The sequence below is a fragment of the Streptomyces ziwulingensis genome (assembly GCF_039542605.1).
GTDB lineage: Bacteria > Actinomycetota > Actinomycetes > Streptomycetales > Streptomycetaceae > Streptomyces > Streptomyces ziwulingensis.
The window spans coordinates 369,359-391,097 of sequence record NZ_BAABIG010000022.1 but is presented as its reverse complement, the minus strand read 5'-3'; the positions used below and the strand labels follow the sequence as shown (position 1 = coordinate 391,097).

Annotated in this window: 17 protein-coding genes, 1 tRNA gene and 1 pseudogene; 12 read left to right on the top strand and 7 right to left on the bottom strand. The window is 69.4% G+C overall.

The annotated features are described in order from the left end of the window. Nucleotides 1–92 precede the first annotated feature (92 nt). Nucleotides 93–557 (bottom strand): GatB/YqeY domain-containing protein, encoded by a 465-nt coding sequence (locus tag ABEB00_RS12725; RefSeq protein ID WP_345619535.1) that lies wholly within the window; start codon nucleotides 555–557, stop codon nucleotides 93–95. Nucleotides 558–700: 143 nt separating this feature from the next. Between ABEB00_RS12725 and ABEB00_RS12720 the strand changes: the two genes are divergently transcribed. The 3 genes from ABEB00_RS12720 (at nucleotide 701) to ABEB00_RS12710 (ending at nucleotide 2,743) form a co-directional block, all read left to right on the top strand. After that, nucleotides 701–1,627 (top strand): metallophosphoesterase, encoded by a 927-nt coding sequence (locus ABEB00_RS12720; RefSeq protein ID WP_345619534.1) that lies wholly within the window; start codon nucleotides 701–703, stop codon nucleotides 1,625–1,627. A 229-nt stretch (nucleotides 1,628–1,856) separates the two neighbouring features. Then, a complete protein-coding gene (locus ABEB00_RS12715) occupies nucleotides 1,857–2,603 on the top strand; it encodes a Pr6Pr family membrane protein (RefSeq protein ID WP_345619533.1) in 747 nt (248 codons plus the stop codon). Between the two features lie 66 nt (nucleotides 2,604–2,669). Next, nucleotides 2,670–2,743 (top strand) — tRNA-Pro (locus tag ABEB00_RS12710). A 77-nt stretch (nucleotides 2,744–2,820) separates the two neighbouring features. Here ABEB00_RS12710 and ABEB00_RS36210 read toward each other — a convergent pair. From ABEB00_RS36210 to ABEB00_RS12700, 3 genes and pseudogenes are all read right to left on the bottom strand, one after another. Then, a pseudogene (locus tag ABEB00_RS36210) lies at nucleotides 2,821–3,327 on the bottom strand (site-specific integrase); the annotation flags it as partial. Nucleotides 3,328–3,363: 36 nt separating this feature from the next. Continuing rightward, entirely contained in the window at nucleotides 3,364–3,960 is a 597-nt protein-coding gene (locus ABEB00_RS12705) for a hypothetical protein (RefSeq protein WP_345619532.1), read from the bottom strand. A gap of 74 nt (nucleotides 3,961–4,034) precedes the next feature. Continuing rightward, entirely contained in the window at nucleotides 4,035–5,258 is a 1,224-nt protein-coding gene (locus ABEB00_RS12700; protein ID WP_345619531.1) for an AAA family ATPase, read from the bottom strand. Between the two features lie 1,035 nt (nucleotides 5,259–6,293). Between ABEB00_RS12700 and ABEB00_RS12695 the strand changes: the two genes are divergently transcribed. Next, on the top strand, nucleotides 6,294–7,229 hold the full coding sequence (locus ABEB00_RS12695; protein ID WP_345619529.1) for an HNH endonuclease: 936 nt from the start codon (nucleotides 6,294–6,296) through the stop codon (nucleotides 7,227–7,229). Here the strand turns inward: ABEB00_RS12695 and ABEB00_RS12690 are convergent. Further along, a complete protein-coding gene (locus ABEB00_RS12690) occupies nucleotides 7,199–7,657 on the bottom strand; it encodes an ATP-binding protein (protein ID WP_345619527.1) in 459 nt (152 codons plus the stop codon). The two genes, ABEB00_RS12695 and ABEB00_RS12690, sit on opposite strands and share 31 nt — an antisense overlap. A 228-nt stretch (nucleotides 7,658–7,885) precedes the next feature. On the opposite strand from ABEB00_RS12690, the gene ABEB00_RS12685 reads away from it, so the two are divergent. The 7 genes from ABEB00_RS12685 to ABEB00_RS12655 all read left to right on the top strand — a co-directional run bounded on the left by ABEB00_RS12685 (nucleotide 7,886) and on the right by ABEB00_RS12655 (nucleotide 18,946). Then, on the top strand, nucleotides 7,886–8,800 hold the full coding sequence (locus ABEB00_RS12685) for a helix-turn-helix domain-containing protein (protein ID WP_345619678.1): 915 nt from the start codon (nucleotides 7,886–7,888) through the stop codon (nucleotides 8,798–8,800). Continuing rightward, nucleotides 8,757–8,882, top strand: coding sequence for a DUF397 domain-containing protein (locus tag ABEB00_RS12680; protein WP_345619526.1), 126 nt, complete (start codon nucleotides 8,757–8,759; stop codon nucleotides 8,880–8,882). Before ABEB00_RS12685 ends, ABEB00_RS12680 begins: the two co-directional genes overlap by 44 nt. Before the next feature lie 331 nt (nucleotides 8,883–9,213). Beyond that, entirely contained in the window at nucleotides 9,214–10,182 is a 969-nt protein-coding gene (locus tag ABEB00_RS12675) for a hypothetical protein (protein ID WP_345619524.1), read from the top strand. A 149-nt stretch (nucleotides 10,183–10,331) separates the two neighbouring features. Next, complete coding sequence (locus ABEB00_RS12670) at nucleotides 10,332–11,993, top strand: TIGR02677 family protein (RefSeq protein WP_345619523.1); 1,662 nt, start codon at nucleotides 10,332–10,334, stop codon at nucleotides 11,991–11,993. A gap of 40 nt (nucleotides 11,994–12,033) precedes the next feature. After that, nucleotides 12,034–13,371, top strand: a complete 1,338-nt coding sequence (locus ABEB00_RS12665; protein WP_345619522.1) for a TIGR02678 family protein — start codon at nucleotides 12,034–12,036, stop codon at nucleotides 13,369–13,371. After that, nucleotides 13,368–17,642: a TIGR02680 family protein gene (locus ABEB00_RS12660; protein ID WP_345619521.1), complete on the top strand. Its 4,275-nt coding sequence runs from the start codon at nucleotides 13,368–13,370 to the stop codon at nucleotides 17,640–17,642. The genes ABEB00_RS12665 and ABEB00_RS12660 overlap by 4 nt, the downstream gene beginning before the upstream one ends. Then, on the top strand, nucleotides 17,639–18,946 hold the full coding sequence (locus tag ABEB00_RS12655; protein ID WP_345619520.1) for a TIGR02679 family protein: 1,308 nt from the start codon (nucleotides 17,639–17,641) through the stop codon (nucleotides 18,944–18,946). Before ABEB00_RS12660 ends, ABEB00_RS12655 begins: the two co-directional genes overlap by 4 nt. Before the next feature lie 48 nt (nucleotides 18,947–18,994). Here the strand turns inward: ABEB00_RS12655 and ABEB00_RS12650 are convergent, their stop codons facing one another. Together ABEB00_RS12650 and ABEB00_RS12645 are read right to left on the bottom strand one after the other, a co-directional pair. Beyond that, the gene (locus ABEB00_RS12650) at nucleotides 18,995–20,131 is read right to left on the bottom strand and encodes a hypothetical protein (protein WP_345619519.1); all 1,137 of its coding nucleotides are present in this window, start codon (nucleotides 20,129–20,131) and stop codon (nucleotides 18,995–18,997) included. Nucleotides 20,132–20,318: 187 nt separating this feature from the next. Further along, entirely contained in the window at nucleotides 20,319–20,690 is a 372-nt protein-coding gene (locus ABEB00_RS12645) for an STAS domain-containing protein (RefSeq protein WP_345619518.1), read from the bottom strand. Between the two features lie 309 nt (nucleotides 20,691–20,999). Between ABEB00_RS12645 and ABEB00_RS12640 the strand changes: the two genes are divergently transcribed. Then, a complete protein-coding gene (locus tag ABEB00_RS12640) occupies nucleotides 21,000–21,623 on the top strand; it encodes a chemotaxis protein CheB (RefSeq protein WP_345619517.1) in 624 nt (207 codons plus the stop codon). Nucleotides 21,624–21,739: the final 116 nt, after the last annotated feature.

The window sequence follows — 21,739 nt, the reverse complement described above, 5'->3', positions numbered from 1 at the left end:
TGACGTGACGAACGGCCCCCGCTCCGGTTCGGAGAGCGGGGGCCGTTCGGTCGTCACCGGCCCCTGAGGGACCTGGTGCCTGTTTCGCCGCCTCAGCCGGCCAGCAGCTTCTTGACCGCCGCGGCGACCCGCCCGCCCTCGGCCTGCCCGGCCACCTGCGGGTTCACGATCTTCATGACGGCGCCCATGGCCCGCGGCCCCTCGGCGCCGGCCGCTCGCGCCTCCCCGACCGCCCGCGCGACGATCGCGTCCAGCTCCTCGTCGGAGAGCTGCTTGGGCAGGTACGCGGCGAGCACCTCGCCCTCGGCCTTCTCCCGCTCGGCGCTCTCGGCACGGCCGCCCTGGGCGAAGGCCTCGGCCGCCTCGCGCCGCTTCTTCGCCTCGCGGGTGATCACCTTCTGCACCTCGTCGTCGGAGAGCTCGCGCTTGGTCTTCCCCGCGACCTCCTCCTTGGTGATCGCGGCGAGCGTCAGCCGGAGCGTCGAGGAGCGCAGTTCGTCACGCGCCTTGATCGCGGCGTTGAGGTCGTCGTGCAGCTTCGACTTGAGCGTGGTCATGACGTCGATTGTCGCAGGTACGGAGGGACGGACGCGCGCGCATATTCGAGGCGACGGCGGCCACCGGCCCAAACGGGGCCCGGGGAGGGGACGTTCGCTTCCCGCCGGGCGTGACCCGCCCCGGCATCTGACACGATGGTCGTATGCGCGCGCTATACGGAGTGCCCCTGTCCCTCGCGGCGGCCGGTGCCGCCGGTCTGGTCTACGCGGCGGGGTTCGAGGCCCGTTCCTTCCGCCTGCGACGGGTGACGATCCCCGTCCTGCCCGCCGGCATGCGCCCGCTGCGCGTTTTGCAGGTCTCCGACATCCACATGGTCGGCGGCCAGCGCAAGAAGCAGCGCTGGCTGCGCTCGCTGGCCGGCCTGCGCCCCGACTTCGTCCTGAACACGGGCGACAACCTCTCCGACCCGGAGGGCGTCCCGGAGACGCTGGACGCGCTGGGCCCCCTGATGGAGTACCCCGGCGCGTACGTCTTCGGCTCCAACGACTACTACGGCCCCAAGCCCCGCAACCCCGCCCGCTACCTGCTCGAGAAGGCCCAGGGCCGCCACGGGCTGAACGGCAACGCGGCCGCCGCCGACGTGATCCACAACCCGTGGGAGGACCTGCGGGACAGTTTCGACGCGGCGGGCTGGCTGAACCTCACGAACACGCGCGGCACGCTCAAGATCGAGGGCGTCTCGGTGGAGCTGACCGGCCTGGACGACCCGCACATCAAGCGGGACCGATACCCGGAGGTGGCCGGCGGCCCGTCCGCCTCGGCCGACTTCTCGATGGGCGTGGTGCACGCGCCCTACCTGCGCGTACTCGACGCCTTCACGGCAGACGGCTACCCTCTGGTCCTCGCCGGCCACACCCACGGCGGCCAGCTCTGCATCCCCTTCTACGGCGCCCTGGTCACCAACTGCGACCTGGACACGGACCGCGTGAAGGGCCTCTCCACCCACACGGCGGAGGGCCGCACCTCCTACCTCCACGTCTCGGCGGGCTGCGGCACGAACCGCTACACGCCGGTACGGTTCGCCTGCCCACCGGAGGCGACACTGCTGACGCTGGTGGGACGGGAGTAGCGCGCTCGGCGCCAGGGGCGACTGGGCGACTGGGCGACTGGGCGACTGGGCGACGGATACGCGGTGGGTGCAGCGGGTGCGGTGGGTGCGGTGGGGGGGCGACGGCGATGGTGACGGCAGCGCGACCGGAACCTGCGACCGGAACCCGCGACCGGAACCGGAGTAACCGGAGTAACCCACTCAGCGCACCCATATCGCCCGTTACACCCCCCTTACCTACCGTGAGGGCATGACCGCACCCATACCCAGGGACATCCCGGACCTGCCCGCGGTCCCGGGCCCGCCCTCGCTGCTGCCCGCCCCCGTCCCGGCCACGGCCGTGGTGACACCGGTACGCCACCCCCTGACCGCAGGCTTCCGCCTCCTGGCGGCAGTGCTGGCCATCGCCGGGGTCGTGTCCGCACTGACCTCGGGCGATCCCCTCACCCGAACCCTGAGCCACTTCTCCACCCTGAGCGCCCTCCTGCTGGCCGCGGTCCTCACCCTCTCGGCCCGCAGGGCCTGGACGGCCCGCCGCCCCCTGCCGTCCGCCGTCACAGGGGCGGCGCTCCTCTACGTCGTGGCCTCATGCCTGGTGCACCACCTGGTCCTGACGAACACGGGGAGCCCCCTTCCGACGGCCGGCTCCCCCACGGGCCGGCCCGCCCTGACCCACCACCTTCTGGACACGGCCGTCCCGCTCGCCGCGGTCGCCGACTGGCTCTTCCTGACCGCACCCGGCCGCCTCCACCTCCGCCAGGCCACCGGCTGGCTGCTCCTCCCCCTGGCCTACCTGACCTTCTCCGTGACCCGCGGCGACCTGCTCCCGCCCGACAGCACGGCCCTCTTCCTCCACCCCTCCCTCGACTCCGACCAGCACGGCTACAAGGCAGTGCTCGGCAACACCCTCCTCACCGGCCTGGCCTGCTACGCCCTCGCCGTCCTCCTCGTAGCCCTGGACCACACCCGCCCGAACCCCCTGCGCCGCCCCTGCTGAAACCAGATTTCGCCTGGGGCCACCGGTGGGCTAAAGTAAACGTCGTCGCCGCGAAAACGACGACATCGGGGTGTGGCGCAGCTTGGTAGCGCGCTTCGTTCGGGACGAAGAGGTCGTGGGTTCAAATCCCGCCACCCCGACAGAGAAACACCAGGTGAGGCGCCTACTCTCAAGAGTAGGCGCCTCACCTGTTTCGCATGCGTGGCTATCTGCGTGACTACCGCTTGAAGATGCCGTCCATGACCACGGCACCCGTCCGGTTCACAGGCCGGATCCGCTTCCGGTAGACCTCATCGGTCACGGCCGTACCGGACTGCCCGACGAGCCGGGAGATCTCCTCCGGCGCAACGCCCCGGGCGGAGTCCACTCGTCCAGGTTGATGGTCTCAACCTCCTTGAGCTCCTGACGGAAGGCGCGGCAGACGTTGGTCGCGACGAGCGGCTTGCCGACGGCCGATGAGAAGCCGAGCCCGTCATCTTCCCCCTTGCCGTCCGCGCCGAGCCGTTCCCATCCCCGCGCGTCCGCAGGGCGAGCCTGCGCTGGGACTTCCCCGTCTTCGTGTCCCCACCACGGTGAACTGAACGCCACACGGCGATGTGCGCAGGTTGGGGCGGATCGGTGTCGGCTGTCCTTTCAGAAAGACGTAATCCCAGGTGAGCGTGCGCAGTTACGCTGTACGGGCTCCGGCCAGCAAGGCGATGACGACGTGCGCGTGCATGCCGGTCGGCGCGCCCACCGTCATGGCGGGCTGTCTTCGGCTTCAGCGACTCGACAAGCGAGAGACATCCCAACCTGCGATATCTGCGACGAATTCTTGGTAGGAACGATTCGACCCCTTCGGTTCTGTCAAAAGCCCGTTCTTCGAGGCCACGGCGACGATCTCAGGACCGTCACTTTCCCTGAAGCGTGGACTTATCAGAATTCCTTCGAGGTCCTCCTTAGGAGCCTGCCGGCGCCCACTGTCCTTCCCTTGCCACGCGACCGGGATTCTCCATGAACTTCGGTATAGCGTGAATGCTTTCGGGAAGAGAAGGAGCCAAGCTTCGGATTCTGCGGCAGCAAGTGCGTAGACAGAGGAGGAAGCACCAGTTGCCTTATTTAGAGCATTCGAGACGAGATTTCGCGCAGTGTCATACGCAGGCCCAGGGCAAGCGTCCATGTCCTCGTGGACTGCGATTCCCACAAACTCGCCGTTCTTTAACCGGGCCTTGCCGCGCGCCTTGCTCACCAGGGTTCCCGCTGCCGTTGCCAGGTCATCACCCGTCTTCTTCCGTAGCCGCACCGGGTCGGTGATCTCGGTAAGAGTGACACGTGCAGCAAGCTCGGGATGCGCAGCTTTGATGAACGCGGCCAACATACGCCGATCATTCGCACTTTCACCTGCTAGTACAACCACGCCCCGGCTCAGGGACTTGGGTATCCGCCTGCGACTCACAACTCATCCTCCGTCAAGTCTCCTCCCAGAACCCCGGAGAACCAGAGCTCACCAAGGGGCTGATCACCAGTCTCTGCAACGATGGCCGTGATCTCATCTGTTGTCAGAGCGGGAATGATGGAGGCACCGCCTTCGTCGCGGTCGCATACGATGAACTCATGAGGCTGCAATCGGTCGACGAGCGCTGGTGAGTGAGTCGCTACGATGAACTGCGTTCGTTCTGAGGCTTCCCTCATCCGCTCTACAATGAGCTCAAGAGCTTGAGGATGCAGACCGTGATCGATCTCTTCAACGCACGTCAGAGCCGGAGGCCTGGGGTCGTAAAGCATGGCCAGTAGCCCGAGAAGACGTACTGTTCCGAACGAGGCATCAGCGAGCGGAGTGGGCCGGCGCAAGCCGTGTTCATGAAGCACCACCGCAAGTCGGTCCGCAAAACCCCCAACCTGCTCGAATTCGATGGCATCGAGCTGTGGAAGGATACGACGGGCATCACGTGTCAAAAGTTCCCAGCGCTCTTCGTCCGTGCTGAGTTGTACTAAAAATGCTGCCAGGTTCTCAGCATGAGGCTCCAAGCGACCAGCCCTGATCGAGCGGGCCCGTGTCGGCTGTCGAGCTGCGGTAACGTCGACATCGAAAACCCTGAAGGATGACAATCGGTTTGCAACCCTTGACACCTCTTCCCCGCCGTCGGAACGCCCCAGCCGGGGCAGGGTAGATAGACCACTGCTCAACCGCTGGATACCAAAACTTCCCCCATCAGATTCTTGGCCAGCTTTCCTGTCGACGACACGCGCTTCATCGCCGGAAATGGTGATGCGACGACCCCGTCCCTGTGTCCGCTTGAACTGAAAACTCTCCTGGCGTGACAAGGTGTAGGAATCGCGGTTACCAGGCATAGAACGCCTTCGAATGGTCAACGAGTACTCGTCCGGAGCTTTTACGCTTGCATGCGTCGTCCAGTCCGCTTTAAGACGGATCGCCATCGATGTCGGCGGTTTCTCACCTCCCCAAAAAGCCACCTCGTCAAATCCGCCGCGCTCGTCGAGCGCAGGCTGTAGATCCGTTCGAATGATCGCGGCAAGGAAGTCAAATACCTTCAGTACGTTGGACTTCCCGACTCCGTTGGGGCCCACCAGGACGGTGAGCGGACCGAGTGGGATGGTCACGTCACGAAGGCTGCGGAAGTTCTCGACGTGTAGTTCCAGGAGGCGGCCGAGCATGAGACGAACCTATCGGGTAGCAGATCGCCGGGTGGCGTACGGGCCCTGAGCGGACAGCGTCGCGACTGGTGCGCTCATGGACTGTCGCAGACTGAACAGTGCTCCGCAGTGCCTGCCCATCGTCCAGGGCAGCCCGCAGTGTCGATTCACAGACAGCAAGGTCGAGTCGTCTCCTTTGCAACTGTCGTCACACGTGGTCTTGGCAGCAGTCTGTGGCAGTCGCGATGCTGCGGGCGGCAACAGCTAATGGTGCAGCGTAGACGCTGCAAGTGACACAGCCACCCGTCTCCGCAAAAACTCGAAGGTCGAGTGTTTGAGGGGAATGGACGTGACGTTCCCCGGCGGATGACTGCGTGCCTCGTCCTCAGGTCTGCCTCCCTACTCCCGTGGCCTGGGCGCGCCATGCGCTCAGGACTCACGCTGCTGGTTCCCCTCGGGAATCCGGCCGAACATCAGACGGCCCCCGAGACAACGCACGTCGCCCAGCGACGGTCTTGACCTGACGCATCCGACGCCTCGGCTCCGGTCCGGCATCGCCGCAAATTGCACGCATACCCGCCTCCGTGTGCCCGTCGCACGCACCCACCTTGCGCCCCGCGCTGCTCGAACAGCCAGTTCGAGCTGCTGTGTCCGCGTTCAGATGTTCCGCTCGTCTCCGTGGGAGCCCGTCCTGACTCTGCGGTTCACCCGGAGGAGACCATCCTGGTCTCCCCGGCCCAGTGCGCGCACCGGGCCGGCTGGTGCAATCACATCACCGGGGACGGACGTGCGTCCGCCACGGTGGGGGTGGATTCCAAATCCTCCGCCGGGCTCTGGGAGCGGGTGAGCACCCGCTCTGTTCTCGTTTCCGTCTCGTGCCGGTGACGCGGGCGTGGCCGTCGACGGCCGTGCCCAACGGCGACGAGGGGACGGGTACGGTACGCCGGATCGGTGGTCACGGCCGTGAAGGGCTGTCGCGTTCTCCCGGTCGGGGTGGTCGCGTATCTTGCGCCAGAGCGAGGCCGCCCGGTGACGGGGACGACTTGAGGGGGCGGGATGACCACTGCGTGGTTGGTGCTGGCGTTGGGCAGCAGCCGGGAGCACGCCGGGAATGACGGTTACGACGACAGTCCGTCTGAGCACTACAGTTGGGACAGCACCGTTCAGAACCACGCCCGTGTGGCGGTGGGTGACGTGATAGCCCTGTGGGACAGGAAAGAGCTCATCGGCGTCTCGGTGATAGAGGCGATCGACACGGCAAGCGCCGAGAAGACCTTGTACTCCTGTCCGCAGTGCGGGAAGGCCGACATCAAGCGGCGCCAGCGGGAGAGGCCGGCGTACCGCTGCGGCAAGTGCGGGCACCTTTTTCCCGTCCCGCGTCAGAAGACCAGGACGGTGACCACCTACCGGTCCGTGCACGGCAAGCGGTGGATGAACGGTCGCGGTCTGCTCTCGGGCTCCGAGCTGCGGGCCCTCTGTGATGCCCCGAAGTCGCAGCTCAGCATGCGCCCCGCGCGGTGGGAGCGGCTGCGGCGGGCGCTTCTTGACGCCTCCGGACGAGCAGCCGAGGTCAAGGACATAGCCGCAGCCACTCGCCTGGCCATAGCGGGGGGCCACAGGGAGTCGGTGGTGCGGGTACGTGTCGGCCAGGCGGCGTTCCGCGAGCAACTGCTGGACGCGTACGGAGAGATATGTGCCTTCACGGGCCCCACACCGGCCGCCGCCCTGGAAGCGGCGCACCTCTACAGCTACGCCGAGAGCGGTGAGCACCACGATTACGGCGGACTGCTGCTGCGCCGTGACATACACCGACTCTTCGACCTTGGCCATATGGCAGTGGACACCGCCTCCGAAACGCTGGATGTGGCCCCGACCCTTCACCCCTATCCGTACTACGCACAGCTACACGGCCGGCCTTTGATGGTTCAGCTACGGCCGGAACACCGGATCTGGCTCGATGCTCACTGGCTCAGCAAGCGACCACGTACCTGAAGGCACAGCTCCGCCCACACCGTCTTGCCGAGCGGTTGGCGAGGTTTTGAGCCCCAGTGGGTGGCCATGACGTCCACCAAGAGTAGCCCTCGGCCGGAGTCGCCCTCGGGATACGCCGAGGGTGCTGCCATGGGCAGTCGCTTCGCGGCGGCCGCGTCGTCGACCTCGATGCGCACCAGGCCCGCGGCTTGGTCGAGGGTGAGCCGGAGGCCGCACTCGCGGCCGGGGACCCGGCCGTGCCGCACGGCGTTCGCCGCGAGTTCGGCGACGACGAGGGCGACGGAGCAGGACACGTCGGACGCCTGCGGGTGGCCCCGCGCCTCCATCCACCGGACGGCGTGCCGCCGGGCGAGTTGGGCGCCTCGTGAGGTGGAAGGGAACTGCAGGGCGAGCGAGTCAAGTTCGCGCTTGTCGGCGTCGAGCGGCACAGCTTTTCCCTGTGGTGGCTCGTTTCCCTGGGTGGTGGTTTCTGTCAGCACGGGCTGGCTGTCCCTTCCGTCGACGGGCGACACACTCCGCGACGCACACGAGTCGTCACGTTCCGTACTCAAGGATCGTCTGAACGCCCTACGCTCGACAGGGGACGGACCCTTACTTTTCAGGCCGTAAGGAACGGAAGTGAAGCCGTGGCCAACGTAATTGATCCCAGTGCCTCGATGGCTGCCCTGTTCGGTGCGCGTGTGCGCAGGCTCCGGGTGGCAGCGGGGCTGACGCAGGTGCAACTGGGCAGCCTGACGCATGTGGTGAGCACCCGGATCACGCAGATCGAACGGGCTTCCGGCGCGAAGCCGACGCTGAAGCTGGCGCGTGCCCTGGACGCGGTGCTCGGAGCGGATGACCTGCTGGTGGAGTTGTGGCCGTACGTGTACCGAGAGGCTTTTCCGGACTGGGCGCGGCAGTTCATGGAGTACTCGGAGCAGGCGGTGGGTGTCCGGGAGTACGCGGCTCATGTGGTGCCTGGTCTGTTGCAGACCGAGGACTACGCGCGGACGGTACTGAGTGTCGGCCGGACGCTGGGTGGCAAGGAGCAGTTGGAGGAGCGGGTCACGCTTCGCATGGAGCGGCAAGAACGCCTCGCCTCTCCTGATCGACCCGAACTGTGGGTAGTACTCGACGAAGCGGTGCTCAGGCGGCCTGTCGGTGGCCAGGTGGTGATGCGTGCGCAGTTGGCGCGCTTGCTCGCGACTGCGACGGAAGGGCACATCACCGTGCAGGTATTGCCCTTCGACCAGGGCGAGCACGACGTCATGGGTGGCTCGCTCACGGTACTCACCATGCCGGACGGCGCCGAAGTCGCCTACACGGAAAACGCCCACTACGGCCAGCTCGTCGAAGATCCGGACGAGGTACGGAGTTTCGCGCTCACCTACGATCGGCTGCGGGCGGCAGCCCTGCCCCCGCTCATGTCCCTCGACATGATCCGATCCGTGATGGAGGACAACCACCGTGGAGCGAAGGTCCCGTCCCGATCTGAACGGCGTCGCCTGGCGCAGGAGCAGCTACAGCAATCAGGAGGGCGGCAATTGCGTGGAGGTGGCCGACGGGTTTCCGTCCGTCGTCCCGGTGCGTGACAGCAAGGTTCCGCATGGCGCCGCGCTGTGCTTCGAAGCCGCCTCCTGGACCGCCTTCATAGACGAACTGAGCGCTGACTGACGCGATCTGACGCTGCAGCGGCCGGGCGGGCGGGCGGGACCGTCCCTGTGTCAGCCGGTTCCCGGCCGCCGTCCGCCTTCCGGGCTCACCGGGCCCTTGTCCGCGAGGGTCCGGTCAGCCACTGACCTCCCCAAAGAACCGGGGAAAGAACTACCCGCCCACCCACCCTCCTCGCCCGGCAGCGCGGGCGTCACCCGTGCGAGTGACCAGCTTGCAGGGGCGGGACATGGACGGTTACGTTCGCCGCGACAACCGCAAACAGATACGGCCCCCGGCCGGGACTGGCATCCCGAACGAGGGCCTGACCGATCAGGAAGTAAGCCCCTTCCCGATGGATGACTCGCAGTCTAACGCGCGCCTGCGCGCCCACGCCGGAGCTCCGACATCCGGTGTGATCCACGTACGCACCCGGCTGACAGCCGACTTCACGGTGCTCTCCAACGCCCTCGCCCAGCGACGCGGCAGCGCGGTCACGGTCGGTGTGGCGGCCTACATCCGGTCCCTCCCCACCGGCGTCCCCGTGACCATCGCCGCCCTGTGCGAGCACTTCAGCGAGGGCGAGATCCTGATCTCGCGCGCACTTCGGGAACTGGAAGCCGCCGGTTACCTGGAACGCCGCCGCGAACGCCTCCCCTCCGGGCAGATCCGCACCAGGACGTACTTCTACGACGTTCCCGGCGGTGACAGCGACAGCGATGACGGCGGTCCGGACACCCCGCCCGAGCCGCCGAAACCACCCCGCCCCCGGCGACAGCCCGCCATCCCGGAGCCCCGGGAGACCACCGCACCTCCACGGGAGGCAACACCCACCCCCGCCCCCGAGAGGACCGACGATCCCGCGCCCGCGCCGGCCGACGCCGACCCCAAGGCCGTAGCCGTACTGGCCGCCCTGCGCCGGGTCGACCCCCGCCTCGTCCTGTCCGCGGGAGAGGCCGCCCGGCTGGCGCCGGCCGTCACCGAGTGGCTCGCGGCCGGGGTCGGGCCGCACGAGATCACCGAGTTGCTGACCGTACGGCTCCCCGACCGCTTCCGGGCCCGACCGGCGAGCGTCCTCGCCTTCCGCCTCCGGGAAACGCCCCTCCCGGTGCCTCCCCCGCCTCCACTGCCCTCGCATCCCCCGATCGCCGAACGCCCGGCCGTACTCCCCTTCCAGACCTGCGACGGCTGCGAACGCGCCTTCCGCGCCCCGGCCCCCGGCCACTGCCGAAGCTGCCGGAACCACCTTGTCGGGGACGGCCTCGTCGGGGACGGCCTCGTCGAAAACCACCTCACCGGAGACCGGCTGCGGGCGGCCGGCTGAGCCGGTGGTCACGGCCAGATCGACCCGCCGCGCAAGAGGCGGCGGGGCAGCGGTCGGTGCCGTGCCTCGTGTCCGCCTGCGTTATCGCCGCCGTGGCATTTCCCGCCATGCCCCACCAACGGACGAATACGCCGCGTAATCTCGCGCACATGGAGGTATCCGCACCCGGCACACCCTCGGACGCCGCACCCCTGGCCACCGGCGAGGACGACACCCGTAGGCGACTGGACGCGTACAAGTATCTCGGCGCACCGGAGCGGTTGGAGTATCTCGCGATCATGCGGGTGTTCTGCGGGACGCTGCTGGCGGACCTGGCCGTCCCGGACGTCATGGCGAAGCTGGGCCAGTCCGGTGGGCCGGTGGCCGGCCTCGACGCCGACACTCTCACGGCCCGGCTGGAACAGCTGACCTCGTGGGGAAACCTGCTGCGCAGCAGTCACACAGTGAAGGCGTCCAGCATCAGCGAGTACCAGCGTTCGCGCTCGCGCTACCAGTTGTCGAAGGTGGGCGAGCGGATTCAGCGCGACGCCGACGGGGTGTTGGCCGAGGCCGACGCCGCCCGGGAGGTGAGCGGCGAGCTGCTGGCGCTGGTGGAACGCGGTCTGCGGGAATTGGCCGAACGCGTGACCGCGCCGGGCGGCATCGAACCGCAGGACGGTCTTGAGCGGATCAGTACGCTGTTCGTGCAGTTCACCGAGTTCGCGGACTCCGTACGGGACTTCTACGCGTACCTCGGCCAGGTGTTGGCCCGGTACGACCTGGACAGCACCGAGTACCAGGGTTTCAAGGAACTGCTGCTGGACTATGTCCAAGCGATCACGGAGGACGTGTCCTTCCGTGCGCCGCGTATATCGGCGGCGCTCGCCACCCTGTGGCCGCGTCTCCCGAACCTGCTCGCCCGGCTCGACGCGCACGCCCAGGGGCTTACCGGGCTGTCGGCGGAAGACGACGGCCTTCCGGAGACCCGGGTCCAGCGCAGCCGGGGGCGTGAGCGGGCCGACTGGGAGGGGCTGCGGCGCTGGTTCAGGGACACCGACGGCCAGGGCAGCCAGGTCGACCAGTTGCGGGACGCCACCTTGCGCGCGTTGCAGTCACTGCTCACAAACGCCAAGCGAATGCTGCGTTCGGCCACCGGGGAGATGTCCCGGCGCGGGGACCTGTTGCGACTGGCTCGGTGGTTCGACGAGGCGGCGCCACAGGACGCGCACGACATCGCCGTCGCCGCCTTCGGGCTGTACAGCGCCCGCCACCTGGGGGTGCCACCGGCCACCGACGAGGTGGTGCCCGCCCACACGAGCTGGTGGACCGGCCCGGTGGTCGAGGTGCCGGTGGCGCTGCGCGAGAGGGGCAGCCGCGCACAGCGGGGCCGGGCGTCCTCGGTGGAGGACCACTCCGCCCAGAAGCGACGGTTGCAGGAGGAAGCCCGTGAGCGGGCGGCGGCCAGGACGGCGGCAGCGGACGAACTGCGCAGTGCCTCGGGTCGCTTCACCGACGTACGGCTCACCTCGTCGGCACTGGCACTGCTCCTCGAACTGCTGGCCACAGCGCTGGGGAACGCGCAGCTCAGGAGAGAGCACGACGGCACGGGACACCAGGAGGCGAACGAAGGGGGAACGGTGAAGGAGTTCGGCCTGGAGTCGGCGCGGAGCGAGGACGCTGAACTCGGCATCCGGCTCACCGTGCGACACACCGCGGGCGCACGTACGGTCCTGCGCTCGACCGACGGCGACCTGCTGCTGGACGACCTTGAGCTGGAGATCGGCAGAATCTCCGCCACGGCCGACGGCCGAACCGAGGTGAATGCGTCATGACGTCCGCCACGGCCGACGGCCGGACCGCGGTGAGCGTGTCATGACACTTCCCTCGGCCCACGACGTCGCCCTTGCCGCCGAGCGCCGGACCGCCGCCCGGCTGCTGCTCGCCCGTCCGCTGGTCACGGCGGACGGACCGCACGCCGACCTCTTCCCGCTGGTCCGCCGGCACGCCGACTGGCTGGGCAAGCGGTTCCAGCAGGTGCTCGGCTACCGGCTCCTGGTCGACAGTTCCTACGCCCGGCTGTTCAAGGCGGGGCTGGGCGCGGGTGCGGGGCACCGGTTCGAACGGTCCACCGGTACGCCCTTCACCCCTCACACGTACGCCTGTCTCGCGTTGGCTCTGTCCGTGCTCGTGACCGCGCCCGAGCAGGTGCTGCTGTCCCAGTTGGTCGCCGACGTCCGGGCCGCGGCGGCCGACGCCGGGATCGAGCTGGAGGGGACGGAACGGGCGGCCGGGAAGCGGACCCTGGTGGCGGCTCTGCGCCGGCTGGTCGATTGGGGAGTCCTCATCGAGACCGAAGGCCATGTCGCCGCGCTCGCCCAGGAGGCGGGCGGGGAGGCCCTGATCACGGTGGACCGGGAGCTGGCCCGAGTCGTCGTCGCCGGGCCACTCGCCCAGTCGCGGGACGGTGCCGACCTGGTCAGACGGGCAGCGGACCCGGGCTTCGGCGGGCCTCGCACCTATGTACGGCGCATGCTCGTCGAGACACCTGTCGTCCTTCTCGATGAACTGACCGACGCCGAACGGGACTGGCTGCGCACCCGGCAGCGCCGGGAAGCCCAGGCGTTCTCCGAGCTTCTGGGTCTGGAGGCGGAGATCCGAGCCGAAGGTGTGGCGCTAATGGACCCGGAGGAGGAGCTGACGGACCTGCACCTCCCGGGGACCGGAACCCTCGCGCAGGCCGCGCTGTTGCTGGTGGAGCGGCTCGTCGAGCGGCTACGGCCGCAGGAGCCGGGGCATCCGGCCACCGGAGGGTCTCTGGTCATCGCGGTGGCGGTACCGGACGGTCTGGTGGATGAGCTGCTGGCGGAGCTGGTGGACGAGTACGGGCGGCGCGGCAACTGGCAGCGCAGCTATCTGGAGGATCCGGCCGCCCTGAGGGAGGCCGTGCTGGACCTCCTGGCCCGCATGCGGTTGATGGCGCCCGCCCGTCCGCTGCGCGCCGAGGGGGAAGGACTGCCGGAGGAGTACGCCGTCCAAGCCCCGGAAGGACGCCTGGTGACCGATGTCCGCAACGCCCGGCCCGTCGGCAGCGGCAGCGGCAGCGGCTGGGTGCTGCTCGCAGCGGCGGCACGCTATGCCACCCACGTCACCGTGCGCCCGGCCACAACGGCCGGCCGGAGCGCCGGCACACAGCAGGAGCTGCCGCTATGACCATCGAACCGCCCGGCCTCGTCCCGCTGCCGCGCTCCGGCACCGAAGCGACAGCCGGCCCCGAGTCGGCAGCCGGACCCGAGTCGGCAGTCGGCCCCCGGTTCCGGCTGCACCGCGCGGGCATCCAGAACGTCTGGCAGTACGACGAACAGGAGTTCGCCTTCGGTGAGGGACGGCTGCTGCTGCGCGGCAAGAACGGCGCGGGGAAGTCCAAGGCGCTGGAAATGCTGCTGCCGTACCTGCTGGACGGCGACTCCCGGGCCCTGGACGCGACCGGCACCGGCCGGACGACGCTCGCCTGGCTGATGCTCGACGGGTTCGAGCAGACCAACCGTCTCGGTTACCTGTGGGTGGAATTCCGGGCCGCGGCCGGCGCGGGCGCTCCCCGCCATCTGACGCTCGGTGCCGCCATCCGTGCTTCGAAGTCGACGCAGAGAGCAGTGCCGACCTTCTTCGTCACCCCGCTGCGCGTCGGCGAGGATCTCCGGCTGGTCGAAGCGGGGCAGCCCCTGGCGATCGATCGGCTCAAGGAGATCGTCGGCTCCGACAACACCACGGACCGTGCGGTCCTGCACCGCGCGCGCGTGGCCCGGGAACTGTTCGGCATCACCGACACGACGCACTACCGCAACCTCACCCAACTCCTCCACCGGCTCCGACGCCCCACGGTCGGGGACCGCATCGAGCACGGGGGCCTGGCCACCTTGCTGAGTGAGACCCTGCCGGGTCTCGACGAGGACGTGGTCGAGAAGGTGGCGCGCAATCTTCACGACCTGGACGCCGTACGGGACGAGCTGGGCCGTCTGGAGCGTACGGACGCGGCGCTGCGGACGTTCCTCGCCGGCTACCGCGACTACCTGGCCGGAGTCCTGGACACCTCCGCACAGCGGGTCGGCCAAGAGCTGGACACCCTCGCACTGTGCCGCCGGACGGCCGGTGACGCCGCACAGCGGACAAGTGATCTGCGGACGCGTGAGGAGGAGTCGGCGGCCCGGCTGGCGACCTTGCAGGAAGAGGAAGAGGCCGCCCGCACCGACCTCGCCGCCCTGCACGCCAGTCAGGCCTACCGCAGTCTGCGCGAACTGTCCGAACGCCGCGGCACGGTGGAGGCTCTGCACACGGCGGCCGTGGCCGCCTTCACCACCCTGCGCCACGCGCACGATGCCGAGGAGAGCGCGGCGGAGCGGCTGGCCGAGAGCGTCGAGCACCTGGGAAGCAGGCTGGCCGAGCTGGGCACCGAGCACCGTGAGCTGCTGGCCCAGGCGGAGCGGGCCGGGCTTCCCTCCGGCCATCTCGGCGAGGCGGTGGCCCTGCCTCGCACGGTCCGGTCCCGGGGCACCGAAGCGGAGCTGGTCGCCCCGGGTGGCGAGACACGGGTGGTGCGGCACCGGCCGGTGGTCCACGTCGACACAGCCGTGGCACAGAACGGTCTGCGAGCTTGGAAGAGCCAGTTGTCGGACGCCGAGACGGTGGCGAAGCACCGGGCCCGGATGGTTCAGGAGGTGATCCGCCTCTCCGCTCGGGCCGACGAGGCGCGGGACAGGGCGGGGCAGGCCGATACCGACCGGGAACGACTGGAAGGCGAGGTGGAGGAGGTCGCCGCCCGGCTGGAGGACAGCCGCGAACAGGTCGCTCGGGAGAGCGGCGGATACGCCCGCGCGGTCGGCGACTGGGCGGTACGCACGCAGGCCGCGGCCGGCCCCGGTGGTCCGGCACTGGACGCCGTACTCGCCGCGGTCGGTTGTGCCAGCTCCGTCGAGGCGCCGTTCGCGGACCGTACGCTGCCGCCCGAGGTCGACGGCCAGGCGTGGCAGGCCGCTCACACGGCTCTCGAACCTTACGGCGAGGAACTCACCGGGCGCCGTGACGCCCTGGCGCTCGATGTCGGCCGGATCACCGAGGACATCGAGCGGCTGTCGGCGGAGAAGCAGGACTGGGAGCGGCGTACGGACCCCGAGCCGCCGGTCCCGTACCACCGCGTCGCCGAGCGGATTCCGGGCGGCGGTGCGCCCTTCTACCGGCTGGTGGACTTCGCGGAGGATCTGGCCTCCGCCGACCGGGCCGGTCTGGAGGCCGCACTGGCGGCGAGCGGCATCCTCGACGCGTGGGTCGGCGCGGACGGTGCTCTCCTCGATCCCCGTACTCAGGACATCCTTCTGCGTCCCGGCGCCGCAGAACCGGACGGGCCGACCCTCGCCGCGGCCCTGCGCCCGGCCTCGCAGCCCGGCTGTGGCGTCACGTCCGAACAGGTGGAACGCCTGCTGGCCGCCATCGCGCTCACACCGGCCGCGACGGCCACCGCCACCGACACGGTGTACTACGACGGAAGCTGGCGCGTGGGCGTCCTGTGCGGCCGTCACCACAAGAGCGTCGCCGAGTACGTGGGCGCCGCCGTTCGCGCCGAGACACGGCGGCGTGTCCTCGCCGAACTGGAGGACCGGCTCACGCGGACGGCACAGCGGCTGGCCGGCGCCCGTGCCGAACTCGCCGAGGCGGATTCCCGGCGCAGGGCTCTCACGCTCGCCGAACGCGACTTCCCCCGGGCCCGGCTCCTCGGCGCCGCCTGGAGCCGGACCGAGTCGGCCGAACGGGCCCTGCGGGACGTGACGGCCAAGGCGTCCCGCGCGGCCCGACTGGCCGAGGAGGCCCGTGCTCTCGCGGTATCGGCACGCGTCGAGGCCGAGGCCGGCGCGACAGCTCACGACCTGCCGGCCGAGGCCGCCGTCCTGGACCAGGTACGGACCGCGCTGGCGGCCCTCCTCACCGGTATCGGCCGACTGGGCAGAGCGGTCGCCGCCACGTCCGAGCGGCTTTCCGGCAGCCCGGCCGACGACGAGCGGTACGACCGCGCCCGGCGGGACCGTTCGGACGCGGCGGACGACCACCGGGCCCGCCTTGCCGAACTGCGCGCCGCGCAACAGGATCTGCGCACCCGTGAGCAGGCCATCGGGGCCTCCGCGGCGGAGATCCTCGCCCGTGAGCAGGAATCGAGGCAACGTGTCGCGGACGCAGCTCGCGCTCTCCCGGCGGCCCAGCGTGTCCGCGACGAACTGCGCGATCTGCGCGTACGCGCGGAAGAAGAGGAGAAGCGCCTGCGCGAGGAGTTGGCGGCTCAGGAGACGGCGGTGATCACCACCGGTGGCGCCCTTCGCGGCGCACTGGACCGTCCGGAGGTGATGCGCGGTGCGGGGCTGGACCGATCCGCTCTGACTCAGCTCGTGGCGGACGATCCCGGCGCGGACGTCCGCAGCCGTCTGCGAGCACTCAGGTCACTGTCCGACACCGTGACACACGCGCTGGACCGCCCGCGGGACTCGGTGTCGGACAGCACCCTGCTCAATCGGCACACGGAGCTGCACGACCAGTTGGCCGGCGGGTACGACGCCCAGCTCGAAGAACGCGACGGAATCAAGGTCTGCCGTCTGCTCGACGACCACGGGTCCCACGATGTGGCGGCCGTCGGTGAGCGAATCGCCACTCAGGCCACCGAGGCCCGGGGGCGGCTCACCGATCGCGAACGCGACGTGTTCCAGCGGTTCCTGACCGGTGAACTCGGGGACCACCTGTCGACTCAGGTCATCGCCGCGGCGAACCTGGTCGCGGCTCTCAACGCCACGCTGCGGACCGTACGGACCTCTCACGGTCTGGGCGTGGAGCTGCTGTGGAAGCTGGACGACGACGTGGACGCGGACGTGCGAGCAGCCGTCGAGCTGCTGCGCAGCCCGTCGAGCCTCAGGACGCGCGAGCAGACCGAGCAGCTCCGCGAGGTTCTGCAACGCCGGATCGAGGACGCCCGACGGGCCGACCCGTCGGCGGGTTATGCCGCCCATCTGCGGGCCGCGCTGGACTACCGCGACTGGTTCCGTTTCCACACTTTCGTGGTGGAGGACGCCGCTCCCGGACGCAAGCGCAGGCTGACGGGCCGCACCGGGCTCAGTCAGGGCGAGCAGCGGGTGCTCTCCTATCTGGTTCTCTTCGCCGCCGCTGCGGCCCACTTCACCAGCCTCGCCGAGTCGGCGCCGCAAGCACCGCGGCTGATCTTCCTGGACGACGCCTTCGCCAAGGTCGACGAACCGACCCATGGACGGCTGGGGCGCATCCTCGTCGACCTCGATCTCGACTTCATCCTCACCAGTGAGCGGCTCATGGGCAACTGGCCCGAGGTTCCGTCCCTGCACATCTACGAGTGCCTGCGTGACCCGCACGTGCGCGGAGTGGCCACCTTGCACTACACCTGGAACGGCCGGCACCGGCGCCTGGTGTCCGTATGAGCGAACTGCCCGGCGCGACCCGCGACTGGCTGAGGGGGCCGGGGCTCACGCGGCTCTGGGAAACGGCCCGCAGACGCCTGGAAGGCAACGGTCTGCGGGCGACCGGTTCCCTACGGCTGACCGCGGTGAACGCCCGGGAACGCCATGACCTGTCACTCCTCCTGGGCAAGCCCCTCACCGGTACCGCCGTGACCGTACGGCTGGACACGCTCGACGCCCGCCTGCGCGCCTCGGCGGCCGGACTCGGGCTGCGGGAGGTTCTGCGGGAACTCGGACCACCGCTCACCGACCGCCGTGCCGCACGCGCGGACGTGGCCGCACTGCGCCGGTACGTGTGGTCGTCGCTTGCCGCGTCCGTGGACGCCTCCCCGCTCGCCGACCAGGAATGGACCCGGGACTGGTCCGACCTGCTGCGCCGCACCGGCATTCCGAGAGGAGTGACGCCCGAAGCGGCGGTACGGACGCTCCAGCAGGCTGTTCAGGTTCTCTCCGTACTGCTCGATCCGGAACGCGACGGTACCCAGGGCCGAGGAGAACTCGCCGCCCTGGCGACCGGGTCCGCGCACGGTCTTGATGACGGCACCTGGCTCGCGCGCCTCGTCCAGCGTGGCATCGCTCTCGCGCACGGCACCGCGTTCCCCGGCGACGCGGCCGGCCGGCGCGCCCTGTGGCGGCTGGCGTCCGTCACACCGGACGAGGTCTCCAGCACTGTGCTGACCTACGGGCTGTGGCCCGTAGGCGGGGGGTGGCGGGAGCAGTCCCTGCGTGAACGGGCCGCCCATCACGCCGAAACTCACCTCACGGCGCGCGACCTGCTCGGCCTGCGGCTGCGGCTGCCTGCGGGAGCGGTGATCCACATCTGCGAGAACCCGCGCGTGGTGGAAGCCGCGGCCGACGCGGCCTGCGTTCGACCCCTGGTGTGCACCTCCGGTAGCGCCGCCACGGTGGTCCTCACCCTTCTCGACACACTCGCCGCCACCGGTTGCGCCTTCGCCTACCACGGCGACTTCGACTGGCCGGGGATCGCTCTGGCCAACAGGATGATCCGCCGTTACGACGCCCTGCCGTGGCGCATGGGCGCCGAGGACTACGAGCGCCTGGCCGCTCGCAGTCAATCCGACGGTATTCCTCAGTTACCGCTCGACGGCCGTCCGGTCGACGCGGTGTGGGACCCGGATCTGGCCCCTGCCATGACCGCCCTCGGCGTCGCACTCCACGAGGAAGTCACGCTCGACCTTCTGGTGAGTGATCTGAGGACGGAGCCGAGATCCCCCTCTGACCCGGCAGACCCGGCAGTGGCTTGAGCGGGTTACCTCCGCTCGAGTCGGCGAGGGCGCCCTCGTCGGTCACGGTCAGTGGCTCGGCCGGCGCCGCTCCCAGAGGGGCCGCATTCGTTCGCGGGCGTCGTCGGGAGCGGGGCTGCGTGCGAAGATGTCGGGGGCCGCCCGATGGATGACATCGATCCCGTAGTGGTGCAGCAGGTCGCGTTCCTTGGGCTGGACGGGGTGAGGGAAGAGAGCTGACAGGCGGTCGACGCGGCCGGGGACGTATCGCGCGTAGTCGAGCAGTTGAGCCAGTGCCTCGCGGACATGTCCGCGCTCGACACGGGACTTCGCCTCGATGAGCTCACGCCCCTCGGGTCCGTTCAAGAAGATGTCGCAGATGCCCGCCGGGCTGGAGAGGCGGGTCGACTTCGTGTCGGTGAGAGTGGCGCAGAATTCGATGACCAACGCCGACTCGTCCCGGTTGTGGAGCAACCGCTGAGCAGCTCGCTCGACCGTCGTGGAGCGAGTGTGCTGCCGCTCCACCGGCAACTCGCGGGCCCTGTGCGGCGGCGTCACGGCGCCGGCTTCCTCAAGGGCGGTCCTGGTGGTGATGAGCAGACCGTCGATACCCGCTCGGGCCCGATCGCCGGACAGCACCAGCTGGCCCGGGTACTGGAAGTTGGGCTGGTAGCCGAGAAGCGCGCTCAATGTGGTGTAGGGGATCTCCGTCGTCACGAACTCGCGCAGGCTGTAGACCGTGTGCCAGCTCTCGCCACCCTGTCCAGGCGGCCACATCACGTCGGCGAAGGAGCTGTTCCGGAAGATCGCACCGACCTCGCCGATGGCACGTACGTGATTTCTCCCGGTGAAGAGCACCACATCGCCCGTGGAAACCACCGCCATCTTGCCGTCGTGAGCCGATGTGGCCCCCCAGAACCGGGCCTGCCCGTCCGGGTGCAGCTCCGTCAGCCGGTCCAGCTGGTCGCCCGTCAGCTTCGCCGCGTACTCGTACCCGGTGAACGGCACGAGCTGGTCCAGCGTGTCTCTCCAGTGCCGACGCGATTCGGCACTGCCGAACGCCGGTGACACCAACAGACGTCTGGCGACCGGCATTTCGGCGACGGGCATCTCTGCCCGCGAACCTTCGAACGACTCTCCGCCGAGGTCGTCGTACGCCGCCGGTGTACGCAGCACATCGTCACGAGTGACGTCACCTATACCCACGGTCGGATCATACGACTATTGCTGACGCTGGAGGCCACACCCGCCCTGGCATACATCAGGCCACAGCGTCGCCTCCGACTTCCTCCTCAGCTCCCGTGCCAGGAACGACACCGTGGGGTCGCGGGCCCCGGCCGAGGGTGGGCGCCGCTCGTGCCGCCGCGCCACCCACCCCCCGCGCCGCCCGCCCTCAGGTGGCCGCCTCGCGGCTGCCCAGGGCCTCGTCCAGGGTGTCTGTGAGGGTGAAGACCTGCCACAGCCCGGCGACCCGCAGCATCTTGCGGATCAAGGGGTGGGGGCAGACGAGCGTCAGGTGGCCGCCGCGGTCCTCGACTCGGCGGCGGGCACGGCAGAGCATGCCCAGGCCGACGCAGTCCATGAAGTCGACGGAGCCGAGGTCGATCACGAGCCGGAGTTCCGGACGGTCCGTCGCGGTGTCCAGCTCTGCGCCGACGTGGTCGACGGCGGCGATATCGATCTCGCCGAGCAGTTCGACGACGGTTTTTCCCGCCGTTTCATAGGTGCGGATGTGTGGGGCCGCAGGGGCAGTGTTCCCGGGCATGGCTACATCACCGTGAGTTCATGGGCCGGCCGGCTCGCCTCGTTCGGAAGCGGGCTACGACGGAGGTGCAGGGCCACCGGGGGCAGGGGTGACGGGAGGTCGACTTTAGGACGGCGCGGTGGGAGCTAGGCGACGCTTTCGTACAGAAACGGTTCACCGGAGACAGCGTTCCCTCGTTGGGATTAAAATCTGCTGCCTTTGCTTGACATTTCAGGCGTAATATCCATCCCTGCTGACAGCGAGTACTGTCCAACACCCCGGTCCGAGGACCGTCTCACCCCACCGGCCGGAGTCCGTTAGCCTCGAAGCGTGACGGCCTATCAGGCACCCGTGGAGCACGGCGGCATCGTCGCCGTCGCGTCCTCCGCAGGCGGCGTCCAAGGGCTGACCGCCCTGCTCACAGCGCTGCGGCCCGGCCTCTCCGTACCGGTGCTGGTGGTCCAGCACCTCTCCCGGAGTCACCGGACGGCCCTCCCCGCGATCCTCGCCCGCCGGTCCGGGATACCCGTGAAACTCGCGGAGGCGGGGGAGCACGCGCTGCCCGGGACGGTCTACCTCGCCCCGCCCGACCACCACCTCCTCATCGGCTCCCCCGGCGTCCTCACTCTGGCCAGAACTGCGCTGGTGCACTTCGTACGTCCCTCCGCGGATCTCCTCTTCGAGTCGGTGGCCGGCGCGTACGGTCCGCGGGCGATCGCCTGTGTGCTCACCGGGACCGGACGGGACGGCGCCACCGGGGTCGACTCCGTCAAGTCGCGCGGCGGCACGGTGATCGTCGAGGACCCCGCGACCGCGGAGTTCACGGAGATGCCGCAGGCTGCCGTGGACACGGGTACGGCGGACTTCGTGCTGCCTCTGGTCGAGATCGCGGCGGTCGTGCGGGGACTGGTCGAGGACGGAGCCACCCGGTCCCGCGACCCGTCAACGGGCTGATCTCACGACCGATTTCCCGACTTGTCCCCCGGCCGACCCGGCGGGCGTACGCTGATCGCCATGGACCCGCAAGGCAGCGGGAGAGATCCCGGTCCGGCAGCGACGGCAAGGTGTCG

Excerpts from the sequence above, each read along its gene's own strand:
- ABEB00_RS12725 (WP_345619535.1), bottom strand. The coding sequence starts at position 557 with ATGACCACGCTCAAGTCGAAGCTGCACGACGACCTCAACGCCGCGATC.
- ABEB00_RS12720 (WP_345619534.1), top strand. The coding sequence starts at position 701 with ATGCGCGCGCTATACGGAGTGCCCCTGTCCCTCGCGGCGGCCGGTGCC.
- ABEB00_RS12715 (WP_345619533.1), top strand. The coding sequence starts at position 1,857 with ATGACCGCACCCATACCCAGGGACATCCCGGACCTGCCCGCGGTCCCG.
- ABEB00_RS12705 (WP_345619532.1), bottom strand. The coding sequence starts at position 3,960 with ATGTTGGCCGCGTTCATCAAAGCTGCGCATCCCGAGCTTGCTGCACGT.
- ABEB00_RS12700 (WP_345619531.1), bottom strand. The coding sequence starts at position 5,258 with ATGCTCGGCCGCCTCCTGGAACTACACGTCGAGAACTTCCGCAGCCTT.
- ABEB00_RS12695 (WP_345619529.1), top strand. The coding sequence starts at position 6,294 with ATGACCACTGCGTGGTTGGTGCTGGCGTTGGGCAGCAGCCGGGAGCAC.
- ABEB00_RS12685 (WP_345619678.1), top strand. The coding sequence starts at position 7,886 with ATGGCTGCCCTGTTCGGTGCGCGTGTGCGCAGGCTCCGGGTGGCAGCG.
- ABEB00_RS12675 (WP_345619524.1), top strand. The coding sequence starts at position 9,214 with ATGGATGACTCGCAGTCTAACGCGCGCCTGCGCGCCCACGCCGGAGCT.
- ABEB00_RS12670 (WP_345619523.1), top strand. The coding sequence starts at position 10,332 with ATGGAGGTATCCGCACCCGGCACACCCTCGGACGCCGCACCCCTGGCC.
- ABEB00_RS12665 (WP_345619522.1), top strand. The coding sequence starts at position 12,034 with ATGACACTTCCCTCGGCCCACGACGTCGCCCTTGCCGCCGAGCGCCGG.
- ABEB00_RS12660 (WP_345619521.1), top strand. The coding sequence starts at position 13,368 with ATGACCATCGAACCGCCCGGCCTCGTCCCGCTGCCGCGCTCCGGCACC.
- ABEB00_RS12655 (WP_345619520.1), top strand. The coding sequence starts at position 17,639 with ATGAGCGAACTGCCCGGCGCGACCCGCGACTGGCTGAGGGGGCCGGGG.
- ABEB00_RS12645 (WP_345619518.1), bottom strand. The coding sequence starts at position 20,690 with ATGCCCGGGAACACTGCCCCTGCGGCCCCACACATCCGCACCTATGAA.